This window comes from Chryseobacterium sp. GM_Chr_2, assembly GCF_026540445.1.
GTDB lineage: Bacteria > Bacteroidota > Bacteroidia > Flavobacteriales > Weeksellaceae > Chryseobacterium.
In genome coordinates, this window is sequence record NZ_JALNUD010000003.1 from 304,786 (window position 1) to 331,391 (window position 26,606).

Annotated in this window: 18 protein-coding genes; 6 read left to right on the plus strand and 12 right to left on the minus strand. The window is 34.7% G+C overall.

Translation table 11 applies throughout. The features are described 5' to 3' along the window. Nucleotides 1-218: 218 nt before the first annotated feature. Nucleotides 219-1,205 (plus strand): terpene synthase family protein, encoded by a 987-nt coding sequence (locus OXQ85_RS06995; protein ID WP_267403110.1) that lies wholly within the window; start codon nucleotides 219-221, stop codon nucleotides 1,203-1,205. A gap of 306 nt (nucleotides 1,206-1,511) precedes the next feature. On the opposite strand, the gene OXQ85_RS07000 is transcribed toward OXQ85_RS06995, so the two are convergent. The 7 genes from OXQ85_RS07000 to OXQ85_RS07030 form a co-directional block, all read right to left on the minus strand. Next, nucleotides 1,512-2,951 (minus strand): glycoside hydrolase family 30 beta sandwich domain-containing protein, encoded by a 1,440-nt coding sequence (locus tag OXQ85_RS07000; RefSeq protein ID WP_267403112.1) that lies wholly within the window; start codon nucleotides 2,949-2,951, stop codon nucleotides 1,512-1,514. 52 nt (nucleotides 2,952-3,003) lie between these two features. Continuing rightward, nucleotides 3,004-3,813 carry a glycoside hydrolase family 16 protein gene (locus tag OXQ85_RS07005; protein WP_267403113.1) on the minus strand — a complete coding sequence of 270 codons (810 nt, stop codon included), beginning with the start codon at nucleotides 3,811-3,813 and terminating at the stop codon, nucleotides 3,004-3,006. A 373-nt stretch (nucleotides 3,814-4,186) separates the two neighbouring features. Then, nucleotides 4,187-6,409 carry a beta-glucosidase BglX gene (bglX, locus tag OXQ85_RS07010; RefSeq protein ID WP_267403114.1) on the minus strand — a complete coding sequence of 741 codons (2,223 nt, stop codon included), beginning with the start codon at nucleotides 6,407-6,409 and terminating at the stop codon, nucleotides 4,187-4,189. A 157-nt stretch (nucleotides 6,410-6,566) separates the two neighbouring features. After that, nucleotides 6,567-8,021, minus strand: a complete 1,455-nt coding sequence (locus tag OXQ85_RS07015) for a glycoside hydrolase family 30 beta sandwich domain-containing protein (RefSeq protein WP_267403115.1) — start codon at nucleotides 8,019-8,021, stop codon at nucleotides 6,567-6,569. Between the two features lie 19 nt (nucleotides 8,022-8,040). Continuing rightward, complete coding sequence (locus OXQ85_RS07020) at nucleotides 8,041-8,919, minus strand: hypothetical protein (RefSeq protein ID WP_267403116.1); 879 nt, start codon at nucleotides 8,917-8,919, stop codon at nucleotides 8,041-8,043. A gap of 16 nt (nucleotides 8,920-8,935) precedes the next feature. Continuing rightward, entirely contained in the window at nucleotides 8,936-10,486 is a 1,551-nt protein-coding gene (locus tag OXQ85_RS07025; RefSeq protein ID WP_267403117.1) for a RagB/SusD family nutrient uptake outer membrane protein, read from the minus strand. A gap of 11 nt (nucleotides 10,487-10,497) precedes the next feature. Further along, a complete protein-coding gene (locus OXQ85_RS07030) occupies nucleotides 10,498-13,407 on the minus strand; it encodes a TonB-dependent receptor (protein WP_267403118.1) in 2,910 nt (969 codons plus the stop codon). 177 nt (nucleotides 13,408-13,584) lie between these two features. On the opposite strand from OXQ85_RS07030, the gene OXQ85_RS07035 reads away from it, so the two are divergent. From OXQ85_RS07035 to OXQ85_RS07045, 3 genes are all read left to right on the plus strand, one after another. Next, a complete protein-coding gene (locus tag OXQ85_RS07035; RefSeq protein ID WP_267403119.1) occupies nucleotides 13,585-14,772 on the plus strand; it encodes an MFS transporter in 1,188 nt (395 codons plus the stop codon). A 23-nt stretch (nucleotides 14,773-14,795) separates the two neighbouring features. Continuing rightward, the gene (locus tag OXQ85_RS07040; RefSeq protein ID WP_267403120.1) at nucleotides 14,796-15,587 is read left to right on the plus strand and encodes an NUDIX domain-containing protein; all 792 of its coding nucleotides are present in this window, start codon (nucleotides 14,796-14,798) and stop codon (nucleotides 15,585-15,587) included. 116 nt (nucleotides 15,588-15,703) lie between these two features. Beyond that, nucleotides 15,704-16,882 (plus strand): acyl-CoA dehydrogenase family protein, encoded by a 1,179-nt coding sequence (locus tag OXQ85_RS07045; protein ID WP_267403121.1) that lies wholly within the window; start codon nucleotides 15,704-15,706, stop codon nucleotides 16,880-16,882. A 58-nt stretch (nucleotides 16,883-16,940) separates the two neighbouring features. Here OXQ85_RS07045 and OXQ85_RS07050 read toward each other — a convergent pair whose 3' ends face one another. The 5 genes from OXQ85_RS07050 to OXQ85_RS07070 all read right to left on the minus strand — a co-directional run bounded on the left by OXQ85_RS07050 (nucleotide 16,941) and on the right by OXQ85_RS07070 (nucleotide 22,213). Beyond that, nucleotides 16,941-19,640 carry a PD-(D/E)XK nuclease family protein gene (locus OXQ85_RS07050; protein ID WP_267403122.1) on the minus strand — a complete coding sequence of 900 codons (2,700 nt, stop codon included), beginning with the start codon at nucleotides 19,638-19,640 and terminating at the stop codon, nucleotides 16,941-16,943. Continuing rightward, nucleotides 19,637-20,173, minus strand: a complete 537-nt coding sequence (locus tag OXQ85_RS07055; RefSeq protein ID WP_267403123.1) for a DUF922 domain-containing protein — start codon at nucleotides 20,171-20,173, stop codon at nucleotides 19,637-19,639. The genes OXQ85_RS07050 and OXQ85_RS07055 overlap by 4 nt, the downstream gene beginning before the upstream one ends. Continuing rightward, the gene (locus OXQ85_RS07060; RefSeq protein WP_267403124.1) at nucleotides 20,173-20,586 is read right to left on the minus strand and encodes a hypothetical protein; all 414 of its coding nucleotides are present in this window, start codon (nucleotides 20,584-20,586) and stop codon (nucleotides 20,173-20,175) included. The genes OXQ85_RS07055 and OXQ85_RS07060 overlap by 1 nt, the downstream gene beginning before the upstream one ends. Before the next feature lie 64 nt (nucleotides 20,587-20,650). Beyond that, nucleotides 20,651-21,286, minus strand: coding sequence for a 16S rRNA (guanine(527)-N(7))-methyltransferase RsmG (rsmG, locus tag OXQ85_RS07065; RefSeq protein WP_267403125.1), 636 nt, complete (start codon nucleotides 21,284-21,286; stop codon nucleotides 20,651-20,653). Between the two features lie 96 nt (nucleotides 21,287-21,382). Beyond that, nucleotides 21,383-22,213 carry a GLPGLI family protein gene (locus tag OXQ85_RS07070; protein ID WP_267403126.1) on the minus strand — a complete coding sequence of 277 codons (831 nt, stop codon included), beginning with the start codon at nucleotides 22,211-22,213 and terminating at the stop codon, nucleotides 21,383-21,385. A gap of 140 nt (nucleotides 22,214-22,353) precedes the next feature. On the opposite strand from OXQ85_RS07070, the gene OXQ85_RS07075 reads away from it, so the two are divergent. Further along, nucleotides 22,354-23,547: a pyridoxal phosphate-dependent aminotransferase gene (locus OXQ85_RS07075; RefSeq protein WP_267403127.1), complete on the plus strand. Its 1,194-nt coding sequence runs from the start codon at nucleotides 22,354-22,356 to the stop codon at nucleotides 23,545-23,547. A 31-nt stretch (nucleotides 23,548-23,578) separates the two neighbouring features. Continuing rightward, entirely contained in the window at nucleotides 23,579-26,518 is a 2,940-nt protein-coding gene (locus OXQ85_RS07080; protein ID WP_267403128.1) for a M16 family metallopeptidase, read from the plus strand. The last annotated feature ends 88 nt before the right edge of the window (nucleotides 26,519-26,606 follow it).

A 26,606-nucleotide genomic window follows, 5' to 3' on the forward strand; every position in this document is an offset into this window, starting at 1 on the left:
TTATTATGTAAAAAATTAAGGATTATAAATGTTTTATTGATTAGGTAGGGACTTGAAATTTACCAAAAAAATCTGACAATTAATTTAATTAGTTTTGAGTTTTATATTATTCATTTGTCAGACTATAATGCGTTAAAATTTGTACTCTAAATGTATTTACAAAAATATATCCATCCAAAATGGATCATGCTGATTAAAAAACCAAAATAAATAATAACATGAATATCAAAACAATTCTAAAGGAACGTTTCAATTATCCATTTTCCGATTTAATTAGTCCATTTGGTCAACAATTACAAGAAATCACCAATAGAGAGTGGATTGATGGAGAATTAAAAGATTTACTACCTTTCTCAACAAGAGAAAAATACAAACGAACTAATACCGGAATAATGTCTGCACGTTGGTGGGCTACAACTGAAAGTTTTGAAAGGATGATACCTTTAAGCCGATTTATGCTTTGGGCGATGTATAATGACGACATGTACGAAATGTCAACCCCCGAAGAAGTTCAGAGAGCACAAAAACTTTCTATCGCTGTTCTAAAAGGTAAAATATCGCCTGCAGAAGCCGATATACCTCTTGCTTATCAGTTGGCATTGATAAGAGAGGGATTCAAAAATTTTATTCCTTTGACTTCTATCGACCGTTTTGCTAATACATTAAATCAATATTTTGATGGCTTGGAAATGGAGGTTATATATCAGCAGCATAAAATATTTCCATCAGTTGGTAACCTACTTAATATAAGAGTAAGAACATTGATGATTTGTGCTTTTGTAGAAACTATTGAAATTCAAACAGGATCTACATTGCCAGATTATATTTATAACCACCCGGTTATTAAAAGACTTTATCATCTTACAAGCAGTATTATAGGATATTTTAATGATGTACAATCTTTATATAAGGATGAAGCGAGTGGACGTTTGTACTTTAATTTGGTAGCAGTGCTACAGCATCATTATCAAATATCAAGGGAAGATGCAATAGAAGAAACGATACGTTTACATAATTTGGATCTCGAAGAATTTCTTTTATTACAGTCTGAACTTCCTGATTTTGGAGAATGGAATAAGGAGGTTATCGAAATGGTAAATTGTATGGCTCTTTGTATAAAAGGTTGGCAGACTATTTCTTTGCTGGAAACAGAGCGGTATAATAATAATGGTTTTCCAAAAACAGAAGAATTGCCCCAAATATAACATCGCAGATTAGACAGAAGAATTTTAAAATTTTTATTATATAAATTGTAAAAAGGCATACATTAAAAGCCCTGGTTATCAGGGCTTCTATTTGATTATAGTTTTTTGAAGACCTTTTTCAGAGAGGCTTAAAATGTCATTTTTTCAATATATTAAATTTAAATACCTTATGAATATGAATAAAATCAAACACAATATACAATTTAACATAATATAAATTATAGGACTTTTTATAATCATTTAAAATAAATCAGCGATACAAAAAATATCGCTGATTTTCGAATAAAATATATTAATATGAAGTTTTTATAAAATTACGGTCTGTATAGAATGTGCCGGTGCAGATAATTTAGCAGACATGCCTTCAATCCACAGATTTGTATCAATATCATCATCTGTATCATTCATAATAACGGTAACCAATTGTCCGTTTTCATTCATAAATGTTGTAGATGTTAAAGCGATTCTGTTGGAAGAACTTCCGATTCGCTGAGCATTGGGCTTAATGAATTTTGAAACGTGACCTACATAATAATATTCATAAGTATAATGAACTTCTCCGGTTTTTGTGTCTGCAATAATTGGTGCAAAACAGAAATTCCCAACATGGTTCGGACCGCCGGTTTCATCCAGAAGTACATTCCAGTCTGTCCAAAGTGCAGTTCCTTTATTAAAATCGTTGATCATATTTCTGCCGTACAATTCGCCTAACTTTACATCGTAAATTTTAGTCAGATCAAATTGTTCTTTACAACCTTCCGTAAATGCTAAAAATTTATCAGGAAAAGCTCTTTGAGTTTCTGCTAAATTGTCAAAAAGCTGCGTTTTATTATTCCACGTTTCATACCAGTGATAACCAATTCCGGCAGCATATTTTGAAGTTTCAGGATCGCTGAGCGTTGTGGTTGCTCTTTGATAAATCAGGTCACGATTATGATCCCAAATCATTACTTTTTTGTCTTTATAACCATTTTTCCAAAGTGTCGGGCCTAAATTATTCCTTAAGAAATCGCCTTCTTCATCCGCCGTATAAATACATGATTCCCAGGTTTGTGTAGCCATTGGCTCGTTCTGAACGGTTAATCCCCAAACATTAATTCCTCTTTTTTCGTATTCTTTGATGAATTTAACATAATAATCGGCCCATGTCTGATAGAAAACATTTTCTAATCTTCCACCTTTCAGCATACTTTTATTCGATTTCATCCATGCTGGCGGACTCCACGGAGAAAAATAAAATGTAAAATCTTTTCCGATTGCATTTTGAGCCGCTTTAATCATAGGGATTTTATATTTCTCATCATGAGCTACATTAAATGACTTTAAAGAATTATCATTTTCCTGAACATACGTGTAAGAATCGCTTGAAAAATCGCAAGAATTCATATTGGTACGCACCACCGTGTATCCCAGCCCGTTTTTACCGTAATAAGCTTCCAGAATTTCCTTTTGCTTAGCTTTCGGCATTTTGTAAAAAGTTTCTGCTGAGGCATCTGTAATGGCGCCTCCAATTCCGATCAGCTTTTGATATTTAAAATCCGGATCTACAAAAATGCAGGCATCGGTTTCTTTAGGCTGACCAAATTTTTCAAACTTTACCGTTCCTTTATCCACCATTTTTTCGTTGGTTTTAGAATTGGTAAGAAAAATTTTTGCTGTTTTTCCTGTGTTTTTTTTCCAGTAGTTTTGTGCATTGGCATTAAAAGCCAGTCCAATAACAAAACAACTTACGATTAATTTCTTCATAATTTCCTTTCTTTACTATATTAGCCACTACTCTTTTCAAAGTGTTAAAATTTTATTTGTTCTGATAAACCCTTACATAATCGATTTCATATTTTTGTGGAAAAATACGATCATCAATCCCCTCTTTTCCGCCCCAAAATCCACCAACGGCAAGATTTAGGATGATAAAATAAGGCTGATCAAAAGGCCACGCTTCATACGTTTTCTCTTTATTTTCGTAAGTGAAAAATTTTTGATCGTCGATATACACGTCAATTTTTTCAGGTGTCCAGTCTGCTTTATATACATGAAACTTTTCGCTTACATCTTTTACCATGAGCGTATCTGTTTTCTGAGTTCCGATTTTGTGATTATATTTTTGGGTATGCACCGAAGCGTGAATATACCCCTGATTAAACCCTACATGCTCCATAATATCCAGTTCGCCATCATCCGGCCATTTCTTCATATTTTCGCTCATCATCCAGATAGCAGGCCATGTACCACGACCTTTAGGAAGTTTCGCCCTTACTTCAATGGTTCCGTATTGAAAGGAGAACTTTCCTTTCGTTAATAATCTTGCCGATGTATACTTATTCTTTTCCCAATTTTCTTTTCGGGCTTCAATAATAAGCTTTCCATTCTCAATTCTCGCATTTTCTAAGCGGTTTTTTGTGTAAAACTGAGATTCGTCATTCCCATAACCGTCGCCGCCCACATCATAATTCCATTTTGTAGCATCCGGCAGTCCTTTTCCGTTAAATTCATCATTCCAAATCAATTTTCTGCTGGAATCGGGTTTGTTTGAAACACAATGTAATGATGAAAAAACTAAAGTTCCTCCTACGATTAAATTAAAAATATGCTGAAATTTTATTTTCAAAGTTTACAGTGTTAGTTTTATATTTAACGCAAAGATTTATTTTAATTAAACAAAACATTTAGTGAGCAAAGGTGGCGACAAGTAGCTGATGAAGCATTATTTAAACGTTAGCTTCATCAAATCAACTTTGTTGATTATTCTTTGCCTCCTTAAAATCAAGATTTCTTTAAATAAATCTTTGCGTCTAAAATTTAATTATGATCAAAATGAATTATTCTTTTATTCTCAAAATTTGTCACGCTGAAAGCATCTCTACAAAGTTTATTCAGATTCTTTCAAAATGACAATTACCATACTTGATTTTATATAAAAATTAATGTCTTCTGCCGCCAAAAGCGGGTATTATCCCGCTCCTGACTGTAAAAACTTATATTTATTTTGACCAGTTAATTCTTTTTGTCTGAACATTTTGAGAATCGGTTCCCACCATGATGTCGAAATCTCCCGCTTCCCAGTCATAATTCAGATTATCATCATAAAATTTCAGATTTTCAGGAGTTAAAGTGAAATTGATTGTTTTCGTTTCACCTTTTTTAATGAAAACTTTTTCAAAACCTTTCAATTCTTTTACAGGTCTCACCACTTTTCCGAAAAGATCTCTGATATACAATTGTACCACTTCTTCCCCATCATAATTTCCGATGTTGGTAACATTTACACTAATATTTAAACTTTGATTTCCTTTAAGATTTGTTGAGCTTAAATTCATATCAGAATATTTAAATTGAGTATAACTTAAACCATAGCCAAACGGAAATTTCGGGTCATTATCCAAATCGATGTAAGCCGAAACGTAGTTTCTGTCGGTATTATTTTTTGCTGGTCTTCCCGTGTTGTAATGATTGTAATAAACAGGGATTTGCCCTTCATTTCTAGGGAAAGTCATTGGAAGTTTCCCGCCAGGATTTACCGTTCCGAAAAGAACATCCGCGATAGAATTTCCTGCTTCCGTTCCCAACCACCAAGTGTAGACGATCGTCGGAATATGGTCTGCTGCCCAATCAAAAACCAAAGGTCTGCCTGCATTGATCATTAAGACAATCGGTTTTCCTGTCTTAGCAATTTCTTTCAATAAATCTTCCTGAACACCTGTAAAATGTAGATTGCTTCTGCTTTTCGCTTCACCGCTTATTGCTGAACCTTCGCCTAAAGTCATGATCACAACGACTGCTTTTTTAGCTGTTTCCACTGCTTCTGCAAACATAGATTTATCCTGATCATCAACATTTGCACCTTTTGCGTACAACAATGTTGAGTTTTTATCTAATTGATTTTTAATTCCGTCAAATTGAGTAATGATTCTTTGATTATCATCTTTAAATGCAATCGACCAGAATCCGTGATTGGCAGAAGTTTCTTTTCCGAAAGGGCCAATTAAAGCAACCGTTTTCGTCGATCTTGAAAGAGGTAAGATATTCTTTTGATTTTTAAGCAAAACAATAGATTTTGAACCAAATTCTCTTCCGAATTTTCTGTTTTCCTGATTGTTTAACTGCTCTTTCTGTCTCTTTTCGTTGCTAAATCTATAAGGATCATCGAATAATCCCATTTCAAATTTTTTAACCAAAATTCTTCTTGCCGCATCATCAATAAACTTGGGATCAACCTTTCCTTCCTGAACCAATTTTGGAAGTTCAGCCATGTAAGCACGGCTTTCCATATCCATGTCGCTTCCTGCATTGATGGCCCTTTCCGCCGCTTCTTTATTGTCTTTGGCATAACCGTGAGGAACCATTTCGCCGATACTTCCCCAATCCGAAACCACAAAACCCTGGTAGTTCCATTTTCCTTTTAATAAATCTCTTAAAATGTATTGGTTTGCCGTCGCCGGAATCCCATTAATATCGTTAAAAGAGTTCATAAAAGTCGCAACTCCAGCTTCTGCAGCCGCTTTGAAAGGAGGTAAATACGTTTCGTTTAATTGTCTTAAACTCATATCGACGGAATTGTAATCTCTTCCGCCAACAGCCGCTCCGTATGCTGCGAAATGTTTTGCACAAGCCATAATTGCATCCAGATTTCCGAGACCTTTTCCCTGAAAACCTTTGATTCTTGCCAAGCCAATCTGCGTGCCCAAATACGTATCTTCACCAGAACCTTCCATTACTCTTCCCCATCTCGGATCTCTCGCAACATCGACCATCGGTGCAAATGTCCAGTGAATTCCGTACGCTGAAGCTTCTGTTGCTGCAATTCTTTCTGATTTTTCAATTAATTTTAAATCCCAACTTGCAGCCTGACCTAAATTCACGGGAAATGTTGTTCTGTAACCATGAATCACGTCCTGACCGAACAACAAAGGAATTCTCAGCCTAGATTTTAAAGCTAATTCCTGAAATTTTCTTGTTTCCTCTGCTCCCGCTACATTCAGCATGGAACCGACTTTACCTTGTTTTATTTCATTTAAAACATTTGCAGAATTGGAATTTTTAGGACCTGTTGCATATTCAAAACCACTGTATTGAACCAACTGCCCTACTTTTTCTTCTAACGTCATTTTCGACAATAGTTCAGAAACTTTCTGATCTATTGTTTTTTGTCCGAATGCATTCATCCCAAATGCTGTAATTGCTAATAAGAAATAAACTCTTTTCATTTTTACTTTAATAATTTGTTTAGCTAATTAATTTTAACGCAAAGTTCACAAAGTTTTTTTTTAAAATACTCTGTTAATTTTAAGTTCGCAAAGGCGTTTCACTTAAATAAGATCACAAAGATTTTTAATAAAATTATTTAATGTAAGACTCTTTAATTTAAAATACGTAGGTTGCGGTAGAGCTTCCTGAAATCGTTACTGGAGCTGTTTTCTGATCGTATTTAATATTAAATGATTTGTCTGTAGTATTGCTATTCTGAACGATTAAAACCGTTTTTCCTTCAGGAGTTTTGAAAGCAACGGTTGAAAGATTTCCGCCTTGTGTAGACGCAATTCTCTGAGAATTTGCAGGAACAAATTTTGAAGCATGGGCAATAATATAATAAGCAACATTTTTTTCGTAATCAGAAGCTCCATTCACCGTAATTGCCCCTTTACACTGTGTACAACCGCCTGGCGTATGAGGTCCGAAGGATGCGTTGTTTGCAACATTCCATTCTAGTGCTGTTTTGCTCCAGTTTCTCATGGATCCGATGATGACATTTTTTATATGCCAATCTAAATCTCCTGAAAAACCTCCCGTAGAGCTTGTCCACTGCTCTGTAAAGTATACATTTTTAGATGGAAATAAATTGTGAACCGTGCTCAAAGCCGAAATATCTCCCGCGTATAAATGAAATGCTGATCCATCAACATAAGGATTTGCCGCAGGATCATTTAAAATAGCCAAAGGATACGTCGGATCGTCACAATTGTGATCGTAAGCAATAATTTTAGCGGTGATATTGGCTGCCTGAAACGCGGGACCTAAATTATTTTTAATAAAAGTAGCCTGATTTCCTGCCGTCATGTACATACTTGGATTATTTCCGGGATGTAAGGGCTCATTTTGTGGCGTAACGGCATCAATTTTAATCCCTCGTGCTTTCATCGCCTGAATATATTTTACAAAATATTGAGCGTATACTCCGTAATATTCAGGTTTTAGACTTCCTCCTTTACTGTTTCCGTTGTCTTTCATCCAAACCGGCGCAGACCAAGGGGTGGCAAGAATTTTAATATTAGGATTAATTACTAAAATATCCTTTAGCATTTGAATCAAAGCCTGATCTTTAGTTAAACTAAATTGTGCAAGCATAGGATCTGTTTGCCCTGCCGGAATATCATCATAAGTGAAAACTTCGCTGTTCAAGTCTGAAGCACCGATGCTTATTCTTAAATAATTTACCCCAATTCCTGAACTGCTGAAAAGATCATTCAGTAATTCCTGTTTTTTGGCAGCACTTAATTGGTTGATTACTTCTACACTTCCCCCCGTTAAGGTATATCCAAAACCATCGATTGTCTGGAAAACCTGGGAAGGATCAATTTCAATAGTTGAATAATTATTGATAGCTGATGAGAAATAAACTGTGTTTTGTTGTTGTAGTTTTATCGACTGGTCTCCTTTTGTAAGCCAAACATTTACCGGATCGCCTGTAGAATTTCCGTTTCCGGAATTATCATTATTGGCAAGATCTGAAGAGGTGCTGCTGCAGTTTAAAAAAGAAAGAAGCGCTACACCGCAAAGTGCAGCACTTCTAAGTACGAAACTATATGAATGTGAAATCATATCATTTTGTTTGTGAAGGTTAAGTAGTTTTTCTTAGTTCAACTTTGTCAACGCTAAGGCTGCTTACCTTTTTGCCTCCACATTTAATAAATAAGTAGACTGTTCCTGTAGTTGTTGCAGTATAAATACCTTTATTTTTGTCACTATTACAACCTACACTTGAAACTTTTCCTCCGAATGCCGCTTTACCACAACCATCCCAAGTATTAATGTTTCTGTAAACCGTACCACTTACATCACTTCCTGGCGCTGGCACACTGTCTAACATATAAACTTCAAACCATGCATCTTCTAAAGCTGTTGCTGAAGAGGCTACCATATCGATAGAGTATTTTTGTCCTGCTTCAACATGTACCGCTTGATAAAAAGCTTGCTGACTTCCTTCTGCAGCAACAATAGTGGCATAACCATTGCCATTTCCGTCATTACTAAATACCCATTGTGCCTTCGTCGGGCTAATAGGATGTATTGTCCATTTTGCCACTTCAGCGGGAGTATCAAATCTTCCTCCCTGAATAATATTTCCAGCAACTGGATCTGAAGTAGGCACAACAATAGTCTGACTTGCTGTACCACCAACCTGGCCACCAATACCTACCGTATTACGCTGAACAACATAGGTTCCTGCGTCTGGCAAAAAAATATCTAATTCATTCTTTCCATTATTAAACCCATCATAATCAATATTCCATTGAGAATTAATAAAGTTTACATAATTATCATTTACGGCTTTTAAGTGATACCTGTTTTCGCTTGTTTTGGTTACAGTAAAAGAAGCATCTACAGCAGGTTGAGTAAGACCGTTTCCTTCAACTTCAAGATTATCCGGAGAGCAACTTGCTAGGAAAAGAACTGCAGAACTTAATAATAAGCCTTTGTTAATATATTTAGTTATCATGTTTAAGTTTTAATTATTAGTAATTTGGATTTTGTTTCAAGGCAGTGTTTGTCAGTTCATTAAAAGGAATTGGTAAAATTTCATTTTTACCTGCAGTAAATCCTCTTGCACCTAATTTTGCCGGAGCATCCCCCCATCTTACCAAGTCGAACCATCTGTGCCCTTCACCTGCCAGCTCTCTTCTTCTTTCGTCTTTAATTGCCTGCATAGAAACCGGAACCGAAGCCAATCCTACTCTTGCTCTTACTGCATCTAATAATGCCTGAGCTCTTGCTCCTGAACCGCCCAATGCTTCTGCTTCCATTAAATACGTATCCGCTAATCTGATTGCTATATAATTCTGACGGAAATTCAGTTCTACTGCTCCTGGTAAAGTAGTCTCATCGGTAGTTCTTGGTAAATATTTATTTAAGAAATATCCTGTATCTCTAAATCCAGGAGAATAGGTTACTTTTCCTTCCTGCACTAATGCTTTAGCATTGAAAATCGTAGCATTCAAACGGGGATCTCCCTGCATGAAATTAAATAAATCATTAGTTACAGGGTTGAATCCCCATCCTTTATGGATACTTGGTGCATCATTTACTGCATTATCTGGCAATGTTACTTTACCATAAGAAATAATAGCGACCATTTGGTTAATAGAATTTCCTTCATCTTTTCCTGTTCCCCAAAAGCCCCAGTCTGCATTACTTGCGTTGGTGTGCATTACTTCCAAAATAGATTCTGTGCTGAATTTGGTATCAACCTTCCACAAATCTTCAAACTTATCTAATAAATGATAACCGTATTGGCTGGTTCCTCCCGGAGTACCGTTCACCATCTGAAACTGGTCTGCAGCCTGACTGTATTTTTTATCATATAAATAAATTTTACCTAAAATAGCACGTGCTGAACCTTGGGTAATTCTTCCAATTTCACCTTTATTCGCAGAATTGATAGTTGCTGGAAGATCATTGATCGAAGCTAAAATATCACCTTCGATCTGAGTATAAACATCTTCTGGTTTTGCCTGAGGAATGTTATAATAATCATCCGAAACTAAAATAGGCTTTAGAATCAAAGGAATATTTTTGAACGTTCGTAGCAATTCAAAATAATATAATGATCTCAATACTTTTGCTTCTGCAATGAATCTGTTTCTTGTCTGATCATTCATATTGGCAGCAGGAATTCTGTCTAATAATAAATTGGCTTTAGCAATTCCCTGATAATAATCCTTCCAATAGCTCGCAGGCATGATAACAGGATTTATTGAATAATTTGAAAAGCCCTGAATACCAGCGCCGTCTGAAGAATTTCCTCCTCCTGAATAAAAATCATCTGAAGCGCCATTGAAAAATGTTACCATATTTTCAAATCCTCCTGAATATTTTCTCAGCATATCATAAGTAGCAACCAAACCAGAGTAAGACTGCTCTTCATTTTGGAAATAATTGTTGGAATCAAAGGTTCCTGTATTTTTTACATCTTCGAGATTACTGTCATTACAAGATATTGCTCCGAAACCAACTCCGGCAAGCATTAAAACAGCAACACTTTTATATATGAATCTTTTATTTTTCATTTTTCTTTTAATTAAAATTGAACGTTAGCACCAAAAAGGAAAGTTCTTGCCTGCGGATAGAAAGCTCTGTCTATACCAAAAGTATCTGCTCCTGCAATTTCCGGATCATAACCTGTGTATTTTGTGAAAGTGAACAGATTTTCTCCCGTTACATAAAATCTGATTTTCGAAGCTCCGATAGTTTTTGCCACATCTTTAGAAAGCGTATAACCAATCTGAACGAGTTTAATTCTCAGATAATCACCTTTTTGAAGATAATAATCAGACATTCTGGTGTAGTTTTGATTTGGGTCGTCTTTTGTTACTCTCGCCATTGTATTCGTACTACCTTCACCTGTCCAACGATCAAGAATTGCTGTTTGATAGTTAGCTTCCGGAATATCAAGTCTTCTCAGACCTTGGAAAATCTTGTTTCCAGCCTGTCCTTGAGCAAATACCATCAAATCAAAATTCTTATAGTTCATGTTTAATGTGAAACCAAAAGTATACTTCGGTACAGAATTACCAAGATTGATATAATCGTTCTCATCAATTTTACCATCTCCGTTTGCATCTAATCTTTTGAAATCTCCAGGCTTAGCATTTGGTTGAATTAAAGCTCCGTTTGAATTTTTGTATGCATCAATTTCCGCTTGATTTTGGAAAACACCTAAATTTTGGAAACCATAGAAAGAACCGTAAGACTGGCCAACCTGTAATCTAGAAACTGTACCTAAAGTTTGGAAAGAAGCAAAGTTTACATACTCTTTTCCTCCTTCAAGACGTGTAATTTCGTTCTTTAAATAGCCGAAATTACCATTCGCTGACAAGCCAAAATCGCCCCAATTCTTTTTATATCCAAGGCTTACTTCGATACCATCATTGTTCATATCCCCGATATTTCTCCACGGATTATTTATTAACCCTAAATATCCAGGAACTTCCACTTGTCTTAAGATATCTGTACTTTTCTTTCTGTAAACATCTACGCTTAAGTCAAAATTTTTAAAGATCTTAAGGTCTGCTGCAATGTTAAACTGAGAAGTTCTTTCCCATTTCAAATCCGGATTTTCTAATGTACTTGGCGCATAACCTACACGGATAATATTGTCTCCGAAAGTATAATTACTTCCTGAAACTAAGAAGTTGGCATATTGAAAATCAGCAATCGCATCATTTCCTAAAACCCCGTATCCTCCTCTTAATTTAAAACTGTTTACAACATTATTTTCTGGCCAGAAGCTTTCATTAGACACATTCCAACCCAAGGACATTGCCGGGAAATTTCCCCAGTGATTGTTTTTACCAAACTTTGAAGAACCATCTCTACGCACTGTACCTGTAAAAAGGTATCTGTTATCATAATCATATACAACTCTCGCAAAATAAGAAGCTTTGTGCGTCTCTTTTCCGTCCCAAGCGTTTGAAGATTTATCAGATGCTGCAATATCAAAGTTGAAAGAAGCTTCCCTCCAGTCGTTGGTAGGAAGATTTTTGTACGTTGTATTCTGTCCGTAAGAAATGTTGTATTCGTAATATCCCTGACCTAATAAAACACTTAAATTATGTTTATCAAATCTATTCTGATAGGTAAGTGTATTTTCTGTATTCCATTCAAATTTTTTCTGAATTTCTCGGAATAAGCTATTTGTATTGTTTGAATTAGCAGAACTTAAATAAGATTGAGGAGTAAATGCCTGATTTCCCCAGTAAGACAATTTTCCGTTTACACTCGATTTAAAGCTTAAATGTTTATTGATTTTTAAATCTCCAAAAACATTTGCTACAATATCATCCGACCATCTGTATCTTCCTCTCTGTGTTTCCTGGAAAGCCAAAGGATTGCTCATCTCTTTACTTACCCAGTGAGAAATTCCGTAAGGATTACCGTTGGGATCTCTAATAATGTTCGCATTGTTGGTATAATCACTCGGGAACGGCTGGCTTGCGATATCTGTCACCACAAGCGGAGTTGTCGGATCAAGGTTGATAGCAGAACTTAATGGCCCACCAAATTCATTATTATCATTAATTCCCTGTGCTTTTACGTGTGTGTAAGCAAAAGTTTGCCCAATCGTTAAAAAGTCGAAAACCTTATGAGTTGAATTAAATCTTGCATTAATTCTTTTATAATTTGAAATATCTCTTAAAACGATACCCTGCTGATCGTAATATCCGAATGAAGTATAGAATGTAGATTTATCATTTCCCCCATTAATGCTGAATTCATGAGACTGTCTCTGGGCACTGTTGAAAATCTGTTTTTGCCAGTCTGTTCCTGTTCCCAAAGAACTCGGATTTGCAAATGTTGGAGCGTGGCCGTCATTTACGTTGGCTTCATTCATGATCGTTGCATATTGTGATGCATTCAGAAGATCAAGCTTTCTTGAAGCATTTCCTACCCCGAAGAATCCGCTGTAAGAAAGGTTCATTCTTCCTTTAGCTCCTTTTTTAGTAGTGATCAAGATTACTCCTTTTGCAGCAGAAACCCCATAAATAGCAGCAGAAGCACCATCTTTCAGAATTTCCATTCCTTCGATGTCAGATTGGTTCAACCATCCGATGTTATCTACCACAATACCGTCTACTACCCAAAGCGGATTATTACTTCCGGCACCAAAACTGGTAATACCACGAACACGTACAGTAGGTTCAGCACCCGGCTGCCCAGAGTTGGATACTACGGATACACCCGCTGCCCTTCCCTGAAGAACCTGCTCTGGTCTACCTGCTACCGGAGCATTTTCAATATCACTAGCCTTGATGCTGGAAATTGCTCCCGTTACATTACTCTTCTTTTGGGTACCGTAACCAATCATTACAACTTCCTCAATTTTTTGCTCTTTTGGAAGCGTGTCGTTGGCAGTTTTCTGGGCATTAAAATTGGCTGTAAAATAGAGCACAGCAACAAGCCCTAAACTTCTAGATATTCTTACATTCATATACAGTTAGTTTTTTAATTCTCAAATTGAGACAATAAAAATATATTTTTTTTCAAATAATTAACATTATATTAATAAATATTTTACTTTTTCGTTTATTTTTGGGGGTTTAAAGGCATAAATTTGTTGTCATAATTCATTAAAAATCGTAAAAATTCAATAAAATATTTCCCCAAAATGACGAGCAAGCTCACCAAAATATCCCTTCCGCTTAAGTTAACCTTCTTGATTTTTTCGATGGTGCTAAACTGCATGGGCATTATCATTCTTCAACTTTCGGAGGCAAAAATCACCTATGAAAAGTTGGGTTTTTTAGAATCTTTTAAAGATCTTCCAATTGCATTTATTTCACTTTTTGCAGTGAATTTTATCAGTAAAACCGGAACAAAAAAATCATTGATTTTGGCATTAACAATTGTTGGGATTTGCTCCTGCATTTTACCTTTTGTTGAAGTTTTTTGGTTTTACAAATTATGGTTTGCCATTATCGGGACATGTTTTGCTTTGGGAAAGATTTGTGTTTTCGGAATTATTCGTAACAATATTTCAGAGGAAAAATCTTTAGCAAAAACGATGAATAATGTGGAAGCTTCCTTTATGATCGGGATTTTTGTGGTCAATACAGGGTTTGGTTGGCTCATCTCCAGCGAATATTCAGAATACTGGAAATTTGGCTTTTTAGGAATTTCAGTTATTTCATTCATTACCATTATTTTATTTTCAAGATTACAGATCTCAGAACCTCAAAAAACGGAAAATAAAGGAATCATTTCAGACCTTTTAAAAGTCGTTAACAAAACCGTTTTATTATTTTTAGGGGTTATATTCTGTATTGTTTTTGTAGAGCAAAGCTTCAATTCATGGCTGCCTTCCTTTTATAAAAATCATTTAAAGGTTAATTCATTTTTTGCACTTCAGGCCACTTCATTTTTAGCCTTATTTTCCTATACCGGAAGAACAATTACCGCCAATATCATTCATAAATTTTCATTATCAAGATATTACAAAACCTCTTTGGTACTGATCGTTATTGTTTTAGGGGTCATTTTAGGAATACAGTTTTTACACTCAAAAGATTCGGGAGTCTTATTGTTTTTATTTCCTGTGATTGGGTTATTTTTATCACCACTCTACCCGGTAGTTAATTCCAAAATGATTGCATTGGTCGATAAAGAAAAAATTAATCTTTTTACTTCATTAATTGTCATTTTCTCGTCGTTGGGAAGCTCGGTTAGTTCCATCATCATGTCTATTTTGTTCGGAAAAGGGCTTTTAGACTACTATTCACTATACATCTTATTCGCTGTCATTCTGCTTTTTACAATCAGTTTGATATATTTTAACACTGTTAAGAAAAATATTTAGAAAATAATTTTATTTTTACTGCCATGAAAATCAAGAACGAAAAAAACAAAGAAACCCTTCAGGAACTTATTGATACAAAAGACTTTGTAGCACATGTGTCTGTAGACTGCACCATATTTGGTTTTCATGACAATATTTTGAAGGTTTTGCTGCTGAAGTATCATGATCTTAATTTATGGTCACTTCCCGGAGGTTTTGTCTTTAATGATGAAGATTTAAGAGAAGCTGCCGAACGCGTTTTATATGAAAGAACACATTTGAAAGATATTTTCTTAAAACAGTTTCATACATTCGGCAGAATCGACAGAACCGAGAATAATGTTCATCAAATATTATTAAACAACAAAGGAATTGAAGTTCCTAAAGATCACTGGATTTTCCAGAGATTTATTACCGTGGGCTATTGCAGCTTGATCGATTTTTCCCTTACCAATACTTTTCCGGACAACTTCAATGAGACCTGTGAGTGGTTTGAAGTTGATAATCTTCCTCAGATGGCTTTCGATCACGACAGAATTATAAGAGATGGGCTGGAATATCTCAGAATGAACATCAATACGGAGGTTGCCGCGAGTAATCTTCTTCCTGAAAAGTTCACCATGAAAGATCTTCAATGTTTGTATGAAACCATTTTAGGACAAAAATTCAGAAGAAACAATTTTCAGCGAAAAATTTTAAGTTTAAATATTTTAGACCGACTGGAAAAACTTTATGATGGTTCCGCCAACAAAGCGCCTTATTTGTATAAGTTTAAAAATAAAGTTCATAATTCCACCAGTCAATATCCTATTTCGAATGACGAAGAAGAGGCTTAACTGTTTATATTTGAATAACAAGCTTAAAACATTCTGATTTTCAATCGATAAAAGCATTTAAAAAAAAATTTCGCAAACATCGCGAAAAGTATTACTTTTAGTCAAATCAAAAAATCATGTCATATTATCCTCTTACAAGCATCCCCGATTATTACGGAATTGATGCTTTACTTACCGAAGAACACAAGCTTATCCGCCAATCGATCAGAGAATGGGTAGAAAGTTTTGTAATGCCGAAGATCGATCAGGCCGCACAAGATCATACAGATATTCCTAATTTAATGAGAGAATTGGGGAAAGCTGGAGCGCTTGGTCCTTATATTCCGGTTGAGTATGGAGGTTCAGGGCTGGATCAAATCTCTTATGGTTTGATTATGCAGGAGCTGGAAAGAGGCGATTCTGCCGTACGTTCTGCCGCTTCCGTGCAAAGTTCTTTGGTGATGTTTCCTATTAACGAGTTCGGTTCGGAAGAACAGAAGAAAAAATATTTACCACAATTAGCTTCCGGTGAAATGATCGGGTCTTTTGGGTTAACAGAGCCTAATCACGGTTCAGATCCGGGATCTATGGAAACTTATTTTAAAGATATGGGCGACCATTATCTTTTAAATGGTGCTAAAATGTGGATCACCAATTCACCACTTTGCCATATCGCTGTGGTTTGGGCTAAAAATGAAGAAGGAAAAGTTCAGGGATTGATCGTTGAAAGAGGTATGGAGGGCTTTACAACTCCTGAGACGCATAATAAATGGAGCTTAAGAGCTTCGAAAACAGGAGAATTGGTATTTAATGATGTAAAAGTTCCTAAAGAAAATCTTCTTCCGGGCGTTACAGGATTAAAAGGACCATTATCTTGTTTAAATTCAGCACGATACGGAATTTCATGGGGTGTAATCGGAGCAGCGATTGATTGCTATTGCACTGCTGTTCAGTATTCTAAAGAAAGAAAACAGTTCGGCAAACCAATCGGTTCTTATCAGTTGCAACAGAAAAAATTAGCAGAATTTTTAACGGAAATCACTAAAGCTCAGCTCCTTTGCTTACAATTAGGAAATCTTAAAAATGCTCATACCGCAACGCCTGCACAAATTTCTATGGCTAAAAGAAATAACGTAAAAATGGCCATTGATATCGCAAGAGAATCACGCCAGATCCTTGGAGGAATGGGCATTATGGGAGAATTCCCGATGATGCGCCACGCGGCCAATCTAGAATCTGTAATCACTTACGAAGGAACGCACGATGTACACTTATTAATCACAGGAATGGATATTACAGGCATTAACGCTTTTTAATTTTAAAACGAAAATATTTATATAGAAAAAAGTCTGGTCATATTGATCAGGCTTTTTTTTAGTTTGAAAAAGATTTAATTTTTTCTATGAAATTGATATCAGGGTTTAAAATTTCCAGAATTAAACTTTTAACAGATTCCATGGCATTGTCAATCGTTCCTTTTTCAAATTGTAATGATACAACGCCTTTTCTCGCTTCTGCAAAACTCCAGATTCCTGTTTCTACCGGCAATCCCCAAAATTCTGGTAAACTTTGAATCACATACTGATAAATACACAACTGCAAAGCCTGTTTCCGATCGCTGTTATGGAAATATTCCGCTTCATTTTCAGCATCAATTTTTACGATAAGATTTTTAATTTTTGCCGTTTTATAATCAATGATTCGTACGGTTCCGTTCAATTTATCAATTCTGTCAATATATCCTAAAAACGAAACTTTATCTTTTGTAGATTCATCCAGATAAAAATCTACATTTTCAAACTTTCTTTCAATATCAATGATCTCTAATTTGTTTCCGCTTTTCACCAGTTCGAGGTCATGATTAAGAATGTTTTCAATAACCTTTTTTGCGATGGCTTTATGAATAAAATTCATTCCTTTTTCATAGAATTCAGGCTGATGTTTCAGCTTTTCTATAGCAATATCAATGTATTTATTGATTGCTTTAATTGAATTTTGTAAATCACTTTCTTTTAATACCTTACCTTTTATTTCTTCATATATTTCTTGAAGTGAATAATGAACAAGATTTCCATAATTTCTTACAGATAATTCCTCTTCAATTTCATCTGTTTCAGAAGTCTTTAAGATTTTTGAGAGATAAAAATCAATCGGATTATAAAGGTAGCTTGTAAGGTGTGAGGCCGACACTTTTTCTTTCCATTTTGTCAATCGTTCAAGAACAATATTTGTCTTGGAAATTTCGATCGGTTGTGTGATAATTGGCTCGGAAGAATTTTCAATGATCAAATGTTCGATCTCATGAGAACTTTCCATTTCTATTTGGGTAATAAATCTACTTTTTTCACCCGTATTTACTCCGGAGCTTAACGCATTAAATAAAAGATGAACATTCTTCGCATCCTGAATCAATCGATAAAAATGGTAGGCATAAATACTGTCGTTTTCCAAAAACGTATGAAGGTCAAAAAATCGACGAATGTCAAAAGGAATATACGTGTTCTGCGAATTTCCGAGCGGTAATTTACCTTCATTTACAGAAAGTAAAATTACATTTTCAAAATTTAGAAGACGCGTTTCCAGCAATCCCATGATTTGTAAACCTCTCAAGGGTTCCCCTTGAAAATCAATACTTTCAGAATTAATATGCTGATTGATCAGAATTTCCAGCGTTTCCATTTTTATTTCAAAACGATAAGGCGAAAGCTGATTTTTAATAATTCTAAAAGCATTTTCAAAATGTGAAACGTTTTCGTACTGAATATCATCAATCTCCAACCATTTGATTTTCTGACAAAAAGCTATCAATAAGTCTAAATATTCACTTGTAGAAATCGCTTTTTGTAACAAATCATAATAAGACAATTTTCCCAACAATTCCTGAAGAAGTTTTCTTGAAATATAAACGATATTTCTTTCTTCAATTTTTGTTTTAAAATCATTGATAATCAATTCATCTTCAGCTGATTTCGGAAGTTCTTCCAAAATAGGAAACAGATCTCGGTAATAATAAGAAGATCTATTTTTCTCTAATTGTTTCTGAAGATAGAACAATTGTTTTACAGCATTTGAAAAAGAAAGGTTTTTCAATGGAAAACCCATTGTAATATTCAAATTTTCAACGGTATGCATTACATCGAGACTTGCGGGAAGCAAATTCTCATCGAGCAAAACCAATGCTGTATTCGAAAAAGTTTTATTTTCTATTTGTTTAAAGATTTCCGGTAAAATTTTCGTTTGGGTAATATTTCCGGAAACTTCATATATTTTTATATTTTTAGGTTGATTGAAATCATCTTCAATCCAGTTAAATTCACGTGTATCCGTAAATTCTTTCCACATTTTATGGTTTCTTAAAAACTTACCAGCTTCTTGCCTTTCATCATCAAAATAATAACGGTCTGCCTGAAAAAAGCATTGACCTTTATTATATTGCAAAAGACTTCTCACTAACTTTTCCTCAACAGGTGTAAAAGCATTAAAGCCACAGAAAACAAATTGTTCAGAAGTATTTTTAGCAAAACCATCAATTCTTGCCTTTGCCGTTTCGTGAATCATTCCTGAAGTTGCCCAATTTCTTTCGTTCAGTTTTTGCTTCAGCGAAGGAAGAAAAATATTCATATTCTGCCAGAAATTAAGAAACTTTTTTCTCGGCACATCATCATCTTCCCCCAAATCCTGCGCCCACTCTTTAATACGCTCTTCATCAAACATATATTGAAGAACCGCCTGGTCGCTGTCGGAAAATTTTAAAATATCATCCCAATCTTTTTGTAAAGTAGGAAACCATTTTAGAAAATCGGCAAAGTCATCATTGGGAATAAGATTCAGACTTTTATAAACATCAAAAGCGAAAAGCCATAAAGAAATCCCCTGAATAGGCTGTTTATCTGCAATTTTATCAATCAGTTCTTCAATGGTGAAAAAATTAGGTAAAAACCCTGAATAATTATTTTTTTCTAAGATCTCTCGAATGAAAACAATCGGTCTTTTTCCGGGTAAGACAATGTTGAACGCAGAAAGATCTGTGTTTTGAGAGAGAAGCTCATGAATGATTTTATTGAGGAATTTCAAGAGGTTTTAAAGCTGTTTAAATTTTCTAATTCGTCTGAAATAATTTGGTTGTATTGTGCTTGTTTTTCTTTATTTACACCGTGTTGGGTTTCTTTATCGTAATTGATCTGAAAATTTTGGTAATCTTTTAACGTTTTGAGATAAATTGCCTGAAAATATTTATTGAATTCTCCAGAAGTTCTCACTCTTTCTGAAACTTGCTTTCTCAGTTTTCTGGCAAAAACTTCAGCAATATCAAAGTGCTTCTGCTCATGAACCAAAACATAATCTGTAATACGTTTTGCATCTTTCCAAGATTTTTCTTCGTTAAAAACAGCTTGAATCGTCAATTTCACAGGCACTTTCAGATCAGAAGACTTGACAACTTCATATTGAATTCCGCAATTGGTATAGGCAACTACATCTGCTCCACCACGACGATTAACCGTACTTTTAAAATTATCCCAAACTAATTTTTGATTTTCATTCCAAGGAATTTTTTGACAAAAAACTTGAGCTGAAATAAGTAAAAACGCTAAAAATTTTAATCTCATTAAGGTTTAACAATAATTGTTTTTGTAAGCCATGTATCTCCGCCAGTCCAAAATTTAAAGGTGTAAGTTCCTGCTTCCTGCGGACTGAAATTAATTTGTCCAGACGCAGCATGATTAGTTGTGCTGCAAACTCCGTCTGTAATATATTTATAAGAAGTTACCGTTCTTGTTAAATTTTCACCGCTTACATAATCATATCCATAAAATCCTTCACACATAGATGTATATGTCGAAAATGTTTTTATAGCCTGCACACCAAGTACCTGCATCGTATCCTGAGTGATATTTACACTGTCTATTTTTATTTTTTCTACCGCTTTAATGGTTTGATAATTTTCGTCATCATCATTACACGAGATAAAAATTACCCCTAAAATTACAGTAGAAAAACCAATATTGAGAAACTTTTTCATAATATAAACACTTTAAATCTTTGATAATTACTTTTAGCAAAAATTATTCCTTATTTATGTTAAATTAAGAATTAAAATTACCTTTTGATAAATAAACTACTTTTTTAGTATCGTAAAATTCTTCATCAAAATAACTTTTTAGATTAAAAATTTCACATTTTAATCCGGCAAGTTCTTCAGCCAAATCACCACCTTTTAAGTACAAAATACCGTTATGTTTTGGATTAATTTGTTCTTTTTCAAACTTTCCCTTCAACCATCTCAAAAATTCAGGCATTTGCGTAACGGCACGACTTACTACAAAATGGAATTTTTCCTTTAATTTTTCCGCTCTTCCGTGAATCGCTGTTACGTTGGTTAATCCCACACCTTCAGCTACTGCATTTACGACTGTAATTTTCTTTCCAATAGAATCAATTAAAGTAAATTGAGCTTCAGGAAATAAAATAGCCAAAGGAATTCCCGGAAATCCGCCGCCCGTTCCAATGTCTAAAACCTTTGTTCCCGGTGCAAATTCCATCACTTTTGCAATCCCTAATGAATGCAGAATATGCTTTTCGTACAGAGATTCCATATCTTTTCTGGAAATCACATTAATTTTTTCATTCCATTCATTATATAAAGTTTCCAGCTTTGCAAATTGCTCAATCTGTTTCTCTGTAAGATCGGGAAAGTATTTTAGTAGTAACGTTGTAGACATCTGAATTATTATAAAACGCAAAAATAAGTTTTTATTAGCGTTATTCAAACTGTAAATCCGTAAATAAAAAAGACTGCCCGAAGACAGCCTTGTAATTTATTCAATCTCCTTCTCAATAGGATTGTTTGTCCTCTGGAGTTTTTTTGCCACCGCAGCATCAAAATCTTTTGATTTTTTTAATTCATTTAGGTCTAATGTAGAAATATATCCGTCTTTCAAATGAACTCCCATCGTTCCATTTTTAGAATTTATATTCATTGCTTCAATATTATCATTGATATTTCCGGAATCATTCTTCAGATATTTCACATATTCACTTGAGGTAATCGATTTACCATTTTTAGGAACCAAAGTGAAAATATTCTTTACTTTTTTGATTTGAATTAAATTAAATTCATGATCAGCATCTGCGTCTTTCATTTTAACAATCAATCCGGGAAGACCTGTAAATTTGTAAGGCCCGTCACTAATTGGGTACTCTTTGCTAAACCACGCTTCCCAATTTCTTCCTTTATAAAAGGTTGTGGCTTTTTGACATTTTAAAGTATTAATTGTGGTGAATTCATTTTCTATTTTCCATTTTGGTATTTCAGAATCAGGAATAATCAACTGAACACTTTTATATTTATCATAAAACTTCATTGCTTTTTTAGCATAATCTTTCTCGATAAGATAGCCTAAATTTCTATCATACTTTTTTGAAGTGAGCAATTGACCATAATTTTGATCTTTTCTATAAGTAGAATCCCGCTCATATTTTACCACATTATAGAAAAAAGATTTTTTCCCGTTGGTGTCTAAATTCATATAGTCTATGATTAGAGAATCTTTTTTATTGACGTCAGGTTTCATTTTGTATTCGTACAAAAAACGATAATTCTGAGCTGAAAAAAATGACGCAAAAAGTAAAAATAGTAGTTTATACATCGGATGTTAATAATTATTAGTTGTTTTTCAAAAATAGGAATAAGAATTTTCCTGAACAACCCCGAATAATACCCAATATTATACTAAAATTGACGTTTTTATCATATATTTGTTCGAAAAGCAAAAAAAGTAGATATATAATGAATAAACTTTCAGACAGAGTAAATAGATTGGGTTACTCACAAACCTTCGTAATGTCTAACAAAGCAAGAGAAATGAAAGCTAAAGGCATCAATGTGATCAGTTTAACATTGGGTGAGCCAGATTTCGATGTTCCTGATAATATTAAACAGGCTGCTTTTGATGCCATTAACGAAAACTACAGTCACTACTCTCCTGTTCCCGGATTTTTAGAACTTCGCGAAGCGATTTCAAATAAATTGAAAAGAGACAATAACTTAGAGTACAAGCCATCTCAAATTTGTGTTGCGAACGGGGCTAAACAGTCTATTATTAATGTTTTGGCAGCGCTTGTGAATGACGGTGACGAAGTTATTCTTCCAAATCCTTATTGGGTAAGCTATGACGAAATGGTGAAAATGATGGGTGGAAATTCTGTCATGCTTCCAACTTCTTATGTTACAGATTTTAAAGTAACGGCAGAGCAACTGGAAGAAGTGATTACTGATAAAACTAAGGCAATCCTTTTCAGTTCTCCATGTAACCCTTCTGGTGGTTATTATACCTATGACGAATTAAAATCGATCGCTAAAGTTGTTGCTAAATATCCTCACGTTACTATTATCTCAGACGAGATCTACGAATATATCAATTACGAGACAAAAACGACTTCTATTGCACAGTTTCCGGAAGTGTATGAACAAACCGCTGTAATCAACGGAATGTCTAAAGCATTTGCGATGACAGGCTGGAGAATCGGATATTCTGCGTGCCCGGAATGGTTGGCAAAAGCTTGTGAAAAAGTTCAGGGACAAATGACGAGCGGTGCCAATACCGTTGCTCAAAGAGCTTCTATCGTAGCCTTAAATACAGATCCTTCAGAGTATAAATACATGATTGATGCTTTCAAAGTAAGAAGAGATCTTGTGTATGATTTGATGAAAGAAATCCCAGGATTTAAAGTTCTTTTACCAAAAGCAGCGTTCTATTTCTTCCCGGATATTTCTCATTACATCGGAAAAACGTTGGATGGAGTTGAAATTAAAGATTCTGATGATTTCGCCATGTTCCTTCTAGAGCACGCTCACGTTGGTTGCGTAGGTGGTGTTTCTTTTGGTAGCCCGGAATGTATCAGATTCTCTTATGCCGCTTCAGAAGAGGAATTGAGAGAAGCGATGAGAAGAATTAAAGAGTTGTTGGATAAATTTAACTAAACAATAATTAAAACTCAACAGTAATTAAACAATGAACTTTTTAAAGAAACTCACCATTGCCACAAGCATCGCTGCAGCAAGCTATTGCGGGTATGCTTACGGGCAGGACTTCCAGTGGAAAGAAGCACAATCTAACGGTTATACTTATAAATACGTAACCAACGACCCTACTTCAGCGAGATATTATATCCTGAAAAATGGTTTAACGGTTATTTTAAGTCCGACAAAAAAAGAACCTAGAATTCAGACTTTTATTGCGACAAAAGCAGGAAGCAAGACCGATCCGTCAGATCACACCGGTTTGGCGCATTATCTTGAACACATGCTTTTTAAGGGAACTGATAAATTTGGTTCTAAAGACTGGGCTAAAGAAAAACCTCTTTTAGATAAAATCGATGGTCTTTACGAGAAGTACAACTCTACAAAAGACGAAGCGAAGAGAAAAGAGATTTATAAGGAAATTGATAAAGTTTCAGGAGAAGCTGCAAAATATGCCATCGCCAATGAGTATGACAAAATGTTGACAGGAATGGGCGCGGATGGTACGAATGCATTTACTTCTTTCGAACAGACGGTGTATACAGAAGACATTCCTGCGAATGCAACGGATAAATTTCTAACCGTTCAGGCAGAACGTTTCAGACAACCTATTTTAAGGCTTTTCCATACCGAATTAGAAGCTGTTTATGAAGAAAAAAACAGAGGTTTGGATGATGACAGAAGAAAAGTAATCGAATCGATGTTTGAAGCGATTTTCCCAAATAATAATTACGGAAAACAAACCACGATCGGAACGATTGAACATTTGAAAAACCCTTCTCTAAAAGCGATCAGAGAATATTTCAATAACTATTATGTTCCCAACAATATGGGAATTATCATGTCGGGAGACTTCAATCCTGATGAGATGATTGCAAAAATCGACAAGTCTTTCTCTTACATGAAAAACAAGGCCGTTCCTGAATATAAAGTTGGTCAGGAAAGTGCAATTACATCGCCTGTTACAAGAGAAGTTTTTGGCCCGAATCCGGATAATATAATGCTTGGATTCAGATTTCCGGGAGCTACAACAAAAGATGCAAGATTGCTGAATTTTGTGGGAAGTATGCTAACGAACGGACAAGCTGGTTTAATTGATCTTGATCTTGTTAAGAAGCAAAAATTATTGGGAGCCTATGCTTTTCCTTATGTTTTGAAGGATTATTCGGTTCTTTTATTGCAGGGAAATCCTACGGAAGGACAATCTTTGGATGAAGTAAAAACTTTATTGCTTCAGGAAATTGATAAATTAAGAAAAGGTGAATTTTCTGATGATCTTATTCAGTCGATTGTAAACAACGAGAAGAAAAATGTAATTCAGAAGTATGAAAAATATACTTCGAGAGCAGAATCTTTGATGGATGAGTTTACGTCTGAAGTAGATCACAAAACTCAGCTGGAATATATTGAGGAAATCTCAAAACTAACTAAAAAAGACATCATGGATTTCGCTACAAAATATCTTAAGGATAATAATTATGTAGCGGTTTACAAGAGAAAAGGTGAAGATAAAAACATTGCAAAGGTTGATAAACCAACGATTACGCCGGTTTCTGTGAACAGAGACGATCAGTCGACTTTCCTAAAAAAAGTGGAAGCAATGCCGGAAGCTACAATTTCTCCGGTTTGGCTGAATTTTGATAAAGATATTGCTAAAAATAAATTATCCGGTGTAGATGTACTTTCTGTAAAAAATACAGATAATGCGCTATTCAGATTATATTATCATTTCGATTCTGGAAAATGGAATAATAAAATTCTTCCTTTAGCTGCGGAATATTTAGAATATCTAGGAACAAAAAATAAATCTTCAGAAGACATCAGTAAAGAATTTTACAAATTGGCTTCAAGCTTTAATGTAAGTGCCGGAAACGAAGAAACGTATGTAACTTTAGAAGGTTTAAATGAAAATTTCGATAAAACAGCCGCATTATTTGAAGATTTAATTAAAAACTGTCAGCCGGATCAAGAAGCTTTAGATTCTTACAAAGCAAGATTGAAAAAATCAAGAACAAATGCTAAGCAGAATAAATCAACTATAATGAATGGCTTAAGAAGCTATGCTCAGTATGGTGCTCAGAATCCGTTTAATAATGTGTTAAGCGATGCTGAATTAGACGCGTTGAAAGCAGAAGATTTAATTAATGTACTTCATGATTTATTTAATTTTAAGCATAAAGTACTTTATTACGGTCCAAAATCCGGAAATGAAGTTACGGCTTCTTTAACGCCGATTCATAAAGTATCCAACTCGTTGAAAGAAATGCCGAAGTCTAAAACTTTCGCACAAGTTCCGACGGATAAGAACAAGGTTTTGTTTGCGCATTACGATATGGTTCAGGCTGAAATTTTCTGGATCAGAAATGCAGATCAGTACAATGCTGCGATCACTCCGACGGTAAGTTTATTTAATAATTATTTCGGCGGTGGCATGGGATCTATTGTATTCCAGACGATTAGAGAATCTAAGGCATTGGCTTATTCTACGTATTCCTATTTCTCTTTACCTTCAAAAAAAGATGATAAAGATATGATTATGGCGTATGTAGGAACTCAGGCAGATAAATTCAGTGAGTCTACAACGGCAATGAACGAGCTTTTAACCAATCTTCCAAAATCTGAGCAACTTTTCGAAACGGCAAAAAGTGGTTTAAAGAAATCAATTGCTGCGGAAAGAATTACTCAGGACGGAATTATTTTCTCTTATCTGAAAGCTCAAAAGCTTGGAAATAATTTTGATATCAGAAAAAACACCTACGAGCAGGCTCCGAAATTAACGTTTGCAGACATCAACAGTTTCCATGATAAAGAGATGAAAGGTAAAAATTTCACATATTGTCTTGTAGCATCACAAGATAAGGTACAAGAAGCCGATATGCAGAAGCTTGGAGAAGTAAAAAAACTCAACTTAACCGAAATATTCGGATATTAAGATACATTATTTAAAGACTGTCCTAAAAAGACAGTCTTTTTTATGCATAAAATTATTGTTAAATAAATTTTAATCACTAAATTTAGAA